Annotated in this window: 9 protein-coding genes; all 9 read left to right on the forward strand. The window is 59.8% G+C overall.

The window, feature by feature from the left end:
• Positions 1-12: 12 nt before the first annotated feature.
• The 9 genes from MP439_02970 (at position 13) to infB (ending at position 12457) form a co-directional block, all read left to right on the forward strand.
• Positions 13-2121: a phosphatidate cytidylyltransferase gene (locus MP439_02970; protein ID MCI2975021.1), complete on the forward strand. Its 2109-nt coding sequence runs from the start codon at positions 13-15 to the stop codon at positions 2119-2121.
• Positions 2122-2138: 17 nt separating this feature from the next.
• Positions 2139-3293, forward strand: coding sequence for a 1-deoxy-D-xylulose-5-phosphate reductoisomerase (gene dxr, locus MP439_02975; GenBank protein MCI2975022.1), 1155 nt, complete (start codon positions 2139-2141; stop codon positions 3291-3293).
• On the forward strand, positions 3286-4608 hold the full coding sequence (locus MP439_02980; GenBank protein MCI2975023.1) for an RIP metalloprotease: 1323 nt from the start codon (positions 3286-3288) through the stop codon (positions 4606-4608). Before dxr ends, MP439_02980 begins: the two co-directional genes overlap by 8 nt.
• Before the next feature lie 24 nt (positions 4609-4632).
• Positions 4633-5751, forward strand: a complete 1119-nt coding sequence (gene ispG, locus MP439_02985; protein MCI2975024.1) for a flavodoxin-dependent (E)-4-hydroxy-3-methylbut-2-enyl-diphosphate synthase — start codon at positions 4633-4635, stop codon at positions 5749-5751.
• Between the two features lie 41 nt (positions 5752-5792).
• Positions 5793-7511 (forward strand): proline--tRNA ligase, encoded by a 1719-nt coding sequence (locus tag MP439_02990; protein ID MCI2975025.1) that lies wholly within the window; start codon positions 5793-5795, stop codon positions 7509-7511.
• Between the two features lie 112 nt (positions 7512-7623).
• Positions 7624-8115 carry a hypothetical protein gene (locus tag MP439_02995; protein MCI2975026.1) on the forward strand — a complete coding sequence of 164 codons (492 nt, stop codon included), beginning with the start codon at positions 7624-7626 and terminating at the stop codon, positions 8113-8115.
• Entirely contained in the window at positions 8105-9283 is a 1179-nt protein-coding gene (nusA, locus tag MP439_03000) for a transcription termination factor NusA (GenBank protein ID MCI2975027.1), read from the forward strand. Before MP439_02995 ends, nusA begins: the two co-directional genes overlap by 11 nt.
• 50 nt (positions 9284-9333) lie before the next feature.
• Complete coding sequence (locus tag MP439_03005) at positions 9334-9603, forward strand: YlxR family protein (GenBank protein ID MCI2975028.1); 270 nt, start codon at positions 9334-9336, stop codon at positions 9601-9603.
• A 19-nt stretch (positions 9604-9622) separates the two neighbouring features.
• Complete coding sequence (infB, locus tag MP439_03010) at positions 9623-12457, forward strand: translation initiation factor IF-2 (protein MCI2975029.1); 2835 nt, start codon at positions 9623-9625, stop codon at positions 12455-12457.
• Positions 12458-12463: the final 6 nt, after the last annotated feature.

Genomic DNA, 12463 nt, shown 5'->3' on the forward strand with positions numbered 1-12463 from the left:
GGGGCCGCAACCATGGGTGAAGGCGAGGAGCGCCGCCATTGGGGACCTGAGGCCAACATCGTTGGCGGTTCGCTATTTGACGATGCTGGCAGTGGCGACGAGGACGCAACCTTGGTTGGCGCTGAGGCCAAGGATCCAGACAACCTAGCTTCGCCCCAGAGCGGCTCACAAGCTGGATCCCGTGAAGGCGATGAGGCGATGGGCCTGCTCGGTTCCAACGGGTCTGATCCAAATAGGGCCAACCACAGTCGTGCTGACCACAATACTGTCGATCGCCGTCCTTTGCGGCACTCTCAGATCGATGATGATGAGACGGTTTCCCTCGGGGATCCGGATGTGACACAGGTGCTAGCGACGCCTGGCGGATTTGCATCGATGGACAACGACGTCACGGTCGAGCTTCCAAGCTGGCGCGAGCCGCCAACCGGCGAGATTCCTCGGGTGATCGCGCAGTTGGCGGGTGAGCCCTTGCCACCGTTGCACGCAGAGGCTGCGCAGAACTTTGATGCACTCGAAGACGACACCCCCTATTCGCTCAGCCGCGCCCCCATCGTTGGTGGTGAGCCAGCGGATGATCGAGAATCAACGGTTCGGCGCCCACGGGACGACAATCGCGAATTTCTCGCCCAAGCCGATGAATTCTTTGTCCCCGTCGAGCGCTTTGAACGGCATGACAGCCACGCTGATCTCACAGAAGCGATCCAGATCAACCCTGTGAGCGAGACTCGCCGTAGCCAGGCAGATGAGCGAGGGGCCGAGCGCATTGAACAAGCTCAGATGGCGCCCACAGATCTCGGGGAGGCGCCCGACGGTGAGCCTGAATCGGCTGTTGCTGAGCGTAGTGCCCGGCGGTCACAACGTGAGCACCAAATCCAAGAGCGGTTGAACGAGTTGCGTCGAGAGGCTCGCAGAGGCGACCAACCCGTTGGCTCGTTGCAAGACATTCGAGACTCTCCTGATACTAGAGACGGAGACCAGGCTATCCTTGCTGGGCTCGAGGATTCTGAACGCAGAGGGGACCCTGAAAAATTCGAACAACAGGACCCTCATCAACAAGGCACGGCACCAGAGGCTACGACACCAGAGGCTAATGACGATGAGGCTTCGAAGCGACCAACCCGTCATGACGTCGTATCGTCCAGGCGACGACCATTGCGCCAGCGAGGTGGACGCCAAAGACTAGGGGCCCCTGAACCACGGAGTCGCCGAAGCGCTATCGAGAGCTCCTCGCCGGCGGTTGATGGCAACACCGAGCAGGCTTCGCAAGAGGCTGGCGGTAGCGACGTAACACCACCGGCTCGGCCCGGGCGGCAAGTCAAAGCAGTCCGGGTGGTGACCGGCATCATCTTGGCGGTAATCTTTCTCGGTGCTCTTAAGCTCGGAGTCACCACCACCGTGGTTGTGGTGACAATTGCGGTGGTGACCGCAGCTGGAGAAGGATACAACCTTTTACGCAAGGGTGGCTACCGTCCGGCGTCGCTGGTCGGATTGCTCGCCGTCATTGGTTTGGTGGTAGGTGCCTATGTGGCTGGTGAAGACGCCATTGTCGTTGTTATGGTGGCATCGATTTTGGTTTCGCTCGTTTGGTTCATGGTCCAGCGTAAAGGGGAGCTCTTTGTCTCGGGTGTGACGACGACCATGGTGATGGTGGTCTGGGTGGGGCTGTTCGGCTCGTTCGCAGGCCTGTTGCTACGACCTGCCCTATTCGGATCCGGTGGTCTTGGCCTCCTCGTTGGAACGCTGCTGTGTGCGACGGCTGCCGACGTCTTTGCCTTCGCCGGTGGTTCACTGTTCGGTAAGCATAAACTCGCTCCGGCGATCTCACCAGGCAAGACGGTGGAGGGTGTTGTGATCGGAGGCGTCGCTGCGCTGGTCATTGGGGCTCTCTTCGTGCCACTCATTCACCCCTTTACCCTGACGGCTGGGTTGGCCATCGGTATCGTGGCCGCTCTCATCGCTCCGGTAGGCGATCTTGCCGAGTCAGCGCTGAAGCGCTCAGTCTCGGCCAAGGACTCCTCACGTTTGCTGCCGGGTCACGGGGGTATGCTCGATCGTATCGACGGCATCCTCATCGTGTTGCCAGTCGCCTTTTATCTGTTCTTGAGTCTGCACTTAAGGTGATGCATTAGAGGATTGTCATGAAGTCACTCGCCGTTATGGGTTCGACCGGCTCCATTGGTCGCCAGACACTTGATCTGGTCCGTGAGGACCCTGGCTCCTTTGAGGTGCTGGCTCTTGGGGCACACTCCAACGTCGAGATGATCGCTGAGCAAGCGATTGAGTTTCGACCGCGTGTGGTTGGGCTCTATGACGAGGTGGCCGCCAAGGAGCTACGGGCTCTGCTCGGGCCAGAGTTTGAGGTGATCTCCGGTGAGGAGATGGTTGACTCGGTCTCCATGGCAGACATCGTCATCAACGGTGTGATGGGATTTGCGGGATTGCGCGTTACCCAACGTGCGCTCAGTGCCCACAAACGTCTCGGACTTGCCAACAAGGAGTCCCTGATCGGAGCCGGTGATCTCGTGCTGGACCTGCTCGCAGGGGGAGGGGAGCTTATCCCGGTCGACTCCGAGCACTCCGCCATCTTCCAGGCTCTTGGACAGACGCGAACCACACCCAAGGATCTCAGTCGCTTGGTGATCACCGCTTCTGGCGGCCCCTTCCGTAAGCTTGGTGACGTCGACCTCAACAAGGTAGGGGTAGCGGATGCACTCGCGCACCCCACATGGTCCATGGGACCAAAGATCAGTGTTGATTCATCAACGTTGTTCAACAAGGGTCTTGAGGTCATCGAGGCACATTACCTCTTCGACGTTGGATATGATCAGATCACGGTTGTGGTTCATCCGGAATCTTTTGTCCACTCGATGGTTGAGTTCACTGATGGATCAACCATTGCCCAACTCTCGATGCCCGATATGAGGCTTCCGATCTCGTTAGCGCTCTATCATCCTCGCCGTTGTCCAACTCCCCACGGTGGTGTATCCTGGCCCTGGACAGGGTCATTGAGTTTCGAACAGGTCGACACCGCCCGGTTTCCCGCACTGCGGCTAGCCTATGAGGTGGGTAACACCGGCGGCGGGGCACCATGTTGGATGAACGCCGCCAACGAGGTGGCTGTCGAGGCGTTCTTGGATGAGCGGGTCAGTTGGGCGAAGATTTATGCGATCGTTGCCAAGGCGATGGACCGCTACCAGAGCTGTACGCCATCCACCACTGACGAGGTGGTCGAGCTCGACCATCGAGCTCGAATTGTTACTCAAGAAATCGTGGGAGGATTTGCTAGTGAGTGAGACGACCGTGCTCGATGACGCTGACTCCTCGGACGCGCAGGGGCCCAGTCTTGCTGAGGCGCGCTCATTCTCTGGGCGTCGGCTAATCGAGTTTTTGATCGTGCTGGCGGCGATCATCGCGTTCGCTGCCCACGTCCATGCGCTCGAGACCCTGCTTGTCGTCGTGGCGATTGTGATGATGATCGTTTTGCACGAGTTTGGCCACTACATCACCGCGCGACTCTCCGGCATGAAGGTGTCGGAGTTCTTTATCGGCTTTGGCCCTCGCATCTGGTCGTTCCATGTTGGAGGGATCGAGTACGGCATCAAAGCCTTCGTGGTGGGAGGTTACGTCAAAATCTTGGGGATGACCAACGTCGAGGAGGTCCCACCGGAGGAGGAGCCACAGACCTATCGAGAGGCGACCTTCCCACGTCGTCTTTTGGTCAGCGCCGCCGGCTCGCTCATGCACTTTATCATCGCCATCATCTTGCTTTGGGTGCTCGCCTCGGGCATCGGCGTTGCCGTTGCTGGCAACGGCACCGTAATCGCAGCGGTACCTGTCATTCCTCATGTGGAGTCACCTGCGCTCAAAGCCAACCTGCCAGTCGGTGCCACCGTAGTCGCAGCGAACGGAGTCAAACACCCGAACGTCACCGCCTTTGGCAAGCTCGTCCAGGCGAGCGCTGGCAAACCAGTGCACCTGACCCTGAGCGTTGGACACAAGACTGAGTATCGAACGGTAGTGCCAGTAAGCGCTGCTCGCCTGGCTAGGGCTGACCCTGCGTACAAGGCACTGCATAATGAGGGCGTGATCGGGGTTACGGTTGAATCGACGAGCAAGACCGTCACCGATTCGTTCTTCGGTGGGGCCTATCACTCGGTTATCACCTTCGGTTCGGTGGCTTGGACGTCGGTTACCGGCATTTTGGATCACTTCTCGCCACATGGCATCGCGACCTATGCCCAGGAGGTAGTCCACCCGTCGTCGAATCCGAACTCGGTGCGCGCTCAGTCGCGGTTCGAGTCCCCGATTGGCATCGTCTACCTGGCCAACGATGCAGTTCGCTCTGGCGCTGCTGACGTGATCTTGCTCTTGTTCTTGATCAACGTCTTTGTTGGCGTGTTCAACCTCTTCCCGTTCTTGCCACTCGATGGTGGTCACGTCGTCATCGCGATTTACGAGCGAATTCGTTCGAGGAAGAACCGACGTTACCATGCCGACATCATGAAGATGATGCCGCTGACCTACGCCGTGCTCGCGATCATCTTGGTCATCGGGGTGACTTCGTTGTACCTCGACATCGTTCATCCAATCGCCAACCCGTTCCGCTAGAATGATAAAGGAGAGTGAGTTGCTATGACACGTGAGCAGGTGACGCTGGCAAAGCGTCGGGTTTCGAGGACTACCCAGGTCGGCAAAGTTACGGTGGGAGGAGATAGCCCCATCTCCGTTCAGTCGATGACCACCACCAAGACCGCAGATGTAGAGGGGACCTTGGTCCAGATCTACTCGTTGGCAGCGGCTGGCACTGAGATCGTTCGATGCACCTGCAACTCCCAAGACGCAGCCGATGGTCTTCGACAAATTATTCCACGCTCTCCGGTGCCGATCGTTGCTGACATCCACTTTCACGTCGAGATGGCACTCGCCGCCCTCGAGGCTGGCGTGGCAGCGCTTCGTCTCAACCCTGGCAATCTGCGCAAGCCGGAGGAGATCAAGCTGGTGGCTCGTGAGGCCGGTGCTCGTGGCGTTCCGATCCGCATCGGTGTGAACGCCGGCTCGCTGCACCCTGACTTTGCCAAGCAATACGGTGGTATCACCGCCGAGGCTATGGTGGCCTCAGCGCTTCACGAGCTCGACCTGTTTCATGAGGTGGGTTTTGATGATGTCGCCTTCTCGGTCAAGGCATCGAATGTGGCGCTGATGATCGCCGCCTATCGGCTGCTCGCTGAGAAGGTCGACCACCCGTTGCATCTCGGTGTTACTGAGGCAGGACCCCTGCCTGGTGGTCTGATCAAGGCGACCGCGGGAATCGCAACCCTGCTCGCGGAGGGCATCGGTGACACCATTCGATACTCGCTGACCGCAGACCCCGTTGAGGAGGCCAGGGCGGGCCGTCAGCTGCTTGAGTCCCTCGGGTTGCGAGAGCGTAAAGGACTTGACTTCATCGCCTGCCCAAGTTGCGGGCGCGCTGAGATCGATGTCGTCGCGGTGGCCACCGAAGCACAGCGCGAGCTCGAGAGGCTGGGTTTGCCCCTGCAGGTCGCGGTGATGGGCTGCAACGTGAACGGCCCCGGCGAGGCTCGTGAGGCTGACATCGGCATCGCGGCCGGTAAGGGCAAGGGTCATCTCTTCATCAAGGGTAAGATCGTGGAGGTTGTCCCAGAGGATCGTATGGTGGCGGCCCTCGTCGAGGAGGCCCAGGCCATCATGAGTGAAGGTGTTGAGGCACGGCTCAATAAGAAGCGCCGCTAAGGGTCGTCTCGACGCTAGCCGGCCTGCTAGCCTTAAGGCCCATGCGCACATCTGATCTGATTTTTAAGAGTCGACGCGACGTGCCTCAAGACGCCGAGGCTGGGTCGCATAAGCTCCTTTTGAGGGGTGGCTATATCCGTCGGCTCACGAGCGGAGTCTACAGCTTCCTCCCGCTCGGCTATCAGGTGCTTCGCCGGGTGGAGCGCATCGTCGAAGATGAGCTGGACCGCGCTGGCGCAAGTGAGGTGCTCCTGCCTGCGTTGCAGCCGGTGGATATCTGGAAGGCAACGGGCCGCATCGATAAGATGGCCGACGTACTCTTTAGGGTTGAGGGCAAGTCGGGCTCCTTCGTACTCGGGCCGACCCACGAAGAAGCGGTCATCGAAGCCATGAGCCCCGATATCGAGAGTTACCGCGATCTGCCGCAACGTGTATACCAACTGCAGACCAAGTTCCGTGATGAGCCACGAGCCCGTTTTGGCCTGATGCGAACCCGGGAGTTCATCATGGCCGATGGCTACTCCTTCGATGTCGATCGCGAGATGATGCGGGTCTCGTACCAGCGCTTCTATGAGGCCTATCTCAAGATCTTTGCCCGTGTCGGCCTCAAGGCCGAGCCGGTCGAGGCTGATTCCGGATCGATTGGGGGTGACGTCAACCACGAGTTTATGGTGGCATCCCCAATCGGTGAAGACCACTTTGCCCGCTGTGTGAGCTGCGGCTATCAGGCGAACGTCGAGGCGGCCAGGGCGGGACAGCGAGTGGCGGTTGAGGTCGCAACCGATCAGGAACCCATCACCTATGAGACGCCTGATGCCCCCGGTGTTGAGATCGCCATCAAAGCGTTGCAGGCCCAAGGAGCCGAGGTCGAGGAGGCTGGCATGTTGAAGTCGATGCTGCTCGTCGACGAGGCCAATCAACGTGTGCTGGCCCTCGTGCCAGGGGATCGAACGCTCAACGTTCCTCGCGGTATGCGGCTCGCCGATGATGGCGAGATGGAGGGGTTCGCGAAGGGCTATATCGGCCCCCAAGGGCAATCAGCCCAGGTCACCATCCTCGCGGATCCGTTGATTCGCACACGAGCGTCCTGGGCGAGTGGGGCGAATCGTGTTGGCTGTCATACCGTAGGGCTCCGGTTGGGTATTGACTTCACCGTCGACCGTTTCGAGGACCTGGTCGTGGTCGAGGAAGGTGATCCTTGTCCGCGCTGCGGCCACGGACTCGAACTCGTTCGATCCGTCGAGGTGGGCCATACCTTCCAGCTCGGCTTGACCTACTCCGGCGTGCTAGAGCACGCGCGTTTTCACTCACTTGAAGGCGAGGAGCTCCCGTACTGGATGGGCTGTTACGGCATCGGCGTTACTAGATTGCCCGCGGTAATCGCCGAACAATACGGCACGCCCCAAGGCGATTCGGTCGTGTGGCCGGTCGAGGTGGCCCCTTATGTCGTCAGCGTCATTGGCGTTGGGGCAAGCCAGACAAACGACGTGTCCAACGTCGCCACTCGACTCCATAATGAGCTCGAGGCAGCGGGGATTTCGGTTTTGCTCGAGGATCGGAACGTCTCTGCAGGAGTAGCCTTGCGGGATCTCGAACTGATTGGATCGCCGATCTTTTGCGTCGCTGGAGCGCGTTCTCTCGCCAACGGAGAGGTAGAGGTGCGTGATCGGATGCACGATACGACGACCTTGGTCAAGGTTGACGAGGTCATGGCCGTTGTCGTCGCCCTTCGCGATGCACTTGCATCAGAACGTCGGTGATTGCTGGCTATACTAGTAACGGAATGTTCGTAGTAGATGGACTGCGTGGGCGTGAGCCCACGTTTTTTATTCGAACTGAGGGTAATTCGATCGAAAGGTGAGCCGAGGAGCGATGTTGAACAGTCAAGCGCTTACCGACCTCCTCGACCCAGTGGTTGCTCCAATGGGCCTACGGGTGCTTTCTGCTAACTGGCGAGCGAAGGTCTTGGATCTGAGGCTTGAACATTTCGATGCTTCTGCCCCCTCTCTCGACGAAATCGCTGAGGCATCGAAGGCCGTCTCTGGCGCACTCGATAATGAACCGGCTATCGGCGAGGGTGAGTTCACCCTTGAGGTGTCGAGTCCGGGTCTCGAACGCCCGTTGATTCGTCTTGCCCATTTCGAGTGGGCGCTTGGGCGCGACGTCCGTTTCCGAGGACCGGATGGGGTGGTCAAGGGCCGTTTACTTCGGGTGCTCGACGATGTCGAGCCAGCGATTGAAGTGATGGTAGATGCCAAGACGCACACCTATGCCTTGCGTGACGTAAGCGAGGCACAAACAGTATTCGAGTGGGGTTCGACCAACTCACAGAAAGATGGAAGGAGGCAAGTCGATGGCGCGTGACAACCAGGATTTTATGGATGCTCTCGAGGTTATTGCACGAGAAAAGGGCCTCACAGTTGAGACGCTGCTTGAGTCGCTTGCGAATGCGTTGGTGGCCGCTTACAAGCGGATGCCTGGCGCAGCGGATGAGGCTTATGTCGAGATCGACCCAGATAGCGGTGAGATCAGGGTTTTTGGCCAGGAGCTCGATGAGGATGGCAATGTCGTTCGCGAGTGGGAGGACACCCCGAAGGACTTCGGACGTATCGCGGCGCAGACGGCCAAACAGGTGATGTTTCAAAAGATTCGTGACGCCGAGCGCGATCTCAAGTACGAAGAGTATGCGGGTCGTGAAGGTGACGTTGTGACCGGTGTCATCTCGCAGATGGATACGCGTTTCACCCTGTTGGACCTGGGCAAAATTGAGGCGATCATGCCGCACACTGAGTGTCCGCCAAACGAGCGATATTCGATTGGACAGCGGATCAAGGCCTACATTGTTGAGGTTCGCAAGACGGCGAAGGGGCCACAAATTGTGGTATCTCGGACCCATCCAGGGCTCGTTAAGCGGTTGTTTGAACTCGAGGTACCGGAGATCGCCTCCGGAGTCGTCGAGATCAAGGCGATCGCGCGTGAGCCTGGACACCGCTCGAAGGTGGCGGTGTGGTCCAACGATGATGGTGTCGACCCGGTTGGTGCCTGCGTTGGGTCACGTGGATCCAGGGTGCGCATGGTCACCAATGAACTGATGGGTGAGAAGCTCGACATCGTCCCGTTCTCGGAGGATCTGGTCGAATATTTAGAGCGTGCCATACAACCGGCCTATGCGCTCGAAGTTCGTATCGACGAGTCGGCTGGGGCAGCGTTGATCGTCGTTGGTGACGATCAGCTGAGTCTCGCCATCGGTCGTGAGGGCCAGAATGCTCGGCTTGCCGCGCGCCTCAGCGGGCTACACATCGATGTGCGAGCCGAGAGCGAGGTCGCAGCCTTGGATCGAGAGGCTGCCTATGCGGACGATGCCGATGAACGTATCGACGCTGATGACGAGCCTGAATCATCGAGTGCCGGGTCATTGGGTGATGATGTCACCAATACCGATGCTGCGCTCGCAGCGGATGGTCTGGCACCAGGGGTTGATGTGATTGACGCTGATGCCCGCATCGTTGGTGAGGAGCCGGCGCAGCAGTGAGTTCGGCTCGCCATCGGCGGGTCGTGGTGCGCATGTGTGTTGGCTGTCGCATGCGTCGAGAGACGTCCGCGATGATTCGAGTCGCGCGACGGGGATGCGATGTCGTCGTCGGTGAGCCAACCGGGCGAGGTGCCTGGATCTGTTTGGACTCACCACGCTGCGTCGAAGAGGCGTTACGTGGTGGGCGTTTGTCGAAGGCATTGAGGATGCCCATCTCCCCGGCTAGACTGGCTGGGTTGAAGGACTCCTTGCGCCTCCAAGGGCAGGCGCGATATGGGAAGCAAAAGGACTCAGACGACGTGGGTGTCGGGTCGATATAGTGGAGGTCAGGTTTCGTCGTTGGCTAAGAAGTTACGAGTTTATGAGATTGCGAAGGAGTTAAACCTCTCCAACAAGGAGGCACTCGATCTGTGCCTTGCGCTGGGCATTGACGTCAAGTCTCACTCCTCGAGCATCGAGGAGGCGCACGCCGACCGTGTGCGCAGACGGGCACAGCGTGAGGGGATTGGTATCTACGGAGCTGGTAGCGGTGATGCCGCTGCCGAGACGCATGAGGTCGTTGCCGCTCCTGAACCTGCACCCAAGGCAACTCCCAACCGTCCGACCGCGACTGTCAAGACTGATGCCGGTTCTGACCCCGCTATCGCTGCCACGGTTGAGAGCGCTTCGGTCGAGCCCACAACTTTGTCGCAACGCGATGTGGACGCGGAACCGACTCGCAAACACGAGGTGGCCGCGAAACACGAGACGGCCCCCAAACACGAAGAGGAGACCAAACGAGATTTGGCTGCCGTCATCGCCGAGGAGTCGGCAAAGCGTGAAGAGGCGGAGCGCGCTGCGATCGCTAACGCCGGAAAAGTAGCGCGTGAGAGTGCGGAGCAAGTGGCTCCCGCTCGTGCTAAGTCGGCCCCAGTGTCGCCGTCGGGCCAGCCCATACCTCCTCCCCCTTCGCGTAAGCCACAGCCGTTGACGTCGTTTTCAGGTCGCCCAATTCCCCCGCCACCGCGGCCATCGGCGACGCCGGACCCACGTGGTCGTCGTCCTGCTCGTCCTTTAAGAGAGGGTCAACGACCAGGAGCCCCAAGGCCAGGGCGACCGGATGATCGACCGCCTCGTCCACCAACACCCGGGGATCGTCCACCCAGAAGCGATCAGGTTGGTGCCCGACCTGGTGTCGGTGCTGGACCATCGTCTGGTGGGTTCCGTGGTGGTCCTCCGGCTCGCGGTGGAGCGCGAGGCGCTCCAACCCGTGGCCCCGGTGGGCCAATGCCCGGACCTCGTGGTCGAGGCCGAGGCGGACCAAAGTCGAAGAAGCGGGTGTCGCGTAAAGAGTACGAGGAGCTCGAGCCGACGACGGTATCGAGTTACGTTCCTTCGAATGCCCCAGTACCCGATCATGAGGTCATCATCGAACGAGGATCGACCGCCCAGGAGGTTGGGCCAAAGCTCAATCGGTCTGCTGGCGACCTCATTCGGTTCCTGCTGCTCCAGGGCGAGATGGTGACGGCGACGCAGTCGTTGTCCGATGAGATGATCGAGTTATACGCCGCTGAGCTTGGAGCCGAGATCCGTCTTGTCGATGCCGGCCAGGAACAGGAGGCGATGCTTGCCGCAAGGTACCTTGATGTCGATGACACCGAGGACGAAGATGCGGTCGCTCCACGGCCGCCGGTGGTGACCGTGATGGGACACGTCGACCATGGCAAGACCTTGCTGCTCGACCGTATCCGCAATGCTAACGTTGTCGCTGGGGAGGCCGGGGGTATTACCCAGCACATCGGTGCCTACCAGGTCGAGTTGCCAGGGGGTAGTGTCACCTTCATCGACACCCCGGGCCACGAAGCGTTTACCGCGATGCGTGCTAGGGGTGCCGGAGTCACCGACATCGTGATTCTGGTGGTCGCCGCTGACGATGGCGTGATGCCTCAAACCATTGAGGCCATCGATCATGCTAGGGCGGCCAATGTGCCGATCATCGTGGCGCTCAACAAGATCGATCGCGCAGATGCTGATCCGAACCGTGTTCTCCAACAGCTCTCCGAGTACAACCTCGTCCCCGAGAAGTGGGGTGGCGATACCATCGTGGTGGAGATCTCCGCGCTGCAGAGTCTCGGCATCGACGATCTCCTAGAACAGGTGCTCGTGTTGGCTGAGGTGCTTGAGCTGAAGGCCAACCCAACGGGGCATGCCAAAGGCACGGTCCTTGAGGGCCACCTCGACGTTGGCCGAGGTCCGGTCGCGACCATCCTAGTGCAGTCGGGGACGCTTCGCATCGGCGATTCGATGGTGGCCGGACAGGCATGGGGCAAGGCCAAGGCCTTGGTGGACGATCGTGGGGCTAAGGTCGATGTTGCCGGACCATCGGTGCCGGTGCAGGTTTTGGGCTTCTCGGAGGTACCGAGCGCCGGCGATCTGTTCCGCGTGACCAATGAGATTGCGAGCGCTCGCGAAGTCGCTGAGTCGCGTGAGCAGCGCTTGCGACTTGCGGCGAATGCCAATCGTGCTATCGGTAGCTCTGGGCTCAAGCTCGAAGATCTCTTCGAGCAGATCCAAAAGGGTGATGTGCCGATGCTCAACATCATCTTGAAGGCTGACGTCCAGGGTAGCCTTGAGGCCTTGGCTGATGCGCTTGCGAAGTTGGGGCGCGACGAGGTCGGCCTCGCTATCATCCACAAAGCCGTTGGTGGCGTCACCGAGAACGATGTCGCGTTGGCAGCTGCGTCAGATGCGTTGATCATCGGGTTCAACGTCCGGCCCGACCGTCGGGCACGTGAAGCTGCCGAGGCCGCCCATGTCGAGGTTCGAACCTATGAGATCATCTATAAGGTGATCGAGGATATCGAGGCTGCCGTCATCGGCATGCTCAAGCCCGAGTTCGAAGAGGTCGTGACCGGAGAGGCTGAGGTCCGTGAGGTCTTCAGGATTCCGCGCGTGGGTGCGATCGCTGGGTGTTACGTGCGCTCGGGTGTCCTCACCCGCGGGTCGCACGTGCGCTTCTTGCGCGATGGCGTGATCCTCTGGAAGGGCACCGTCGCATCGCTAAGAAGGTTCAAAGACGATGTACGTGAGGTGAGTGCTGGATTCGAGTGCGGTGTTGGCCTCTCGGACTTTCAGGATCTCCACGCTGGCGACCTGATCGAGACCTTCGAGTTGCGCGAGCTCGCGAGGGAGTAGGGCGAC

The sequence above is a fragment of the Ferrimicrobium sp. genome (assembly GCA_022690815.1).
Taxonomy (GTDB): domain Bacteria; phylum Actinomycetota; class Acidimicrobiia; order Acidimicrobiales; family Acidimicrobiaceae; genus Ferrimicrobium.

Excerpts from the sequence above, each read along its gene's own strand:
- MP439_02970 (MCI2975021.1), top strand. The coding sequence starts at position 13 with ATGGGTGAAGGCGAGGAGCGCCGCCATTGGGGACCTGAGGCCAACATC.
- dxr (MCI2975022.1), top strand. The coding sequence starts at position 2,139 with ATGAAGTCACTCGCCGTTATGGGTTCGACCGGCTCCATTGGTCGCCAG.
- ispG (MCI2975024.1), top strand. The coding sequence starts at position 4,633 with ATGACACGTGAGCAGGTGACGCTGGCAAAGCGTCGGGTTTCGAGGACT.
- MP439_02990 (MCI2975025.1), top strand. The coding sequence starts at position 5,793 with ATGCGCACATCTGATCTGATTTTTAAGAGTCGACGCGACGTGCCTCAA.
- MP439_02995 (MCI2975026.1), top strand. The coding sequence starts at position 7,624 with ATGTTGAACAGTCAAGCGCTTACCGACCTCCTCGACCCAGTGGTTGCT.
- nusA (MCI2975027.1), top strand. The coding sequence starts at position 8,105 with ATGGCGCGTGACAACCAGGATTTTATGGATGCTCTCGAGGTTATTGCA.
- MP439_03005 (MCI2975028.1), top strand. The coding sequence starts at position 9,334 with ATGCGTCGAGAGACGTCCGCGATGATTCGAGTCGCGCGACGGGGATGC.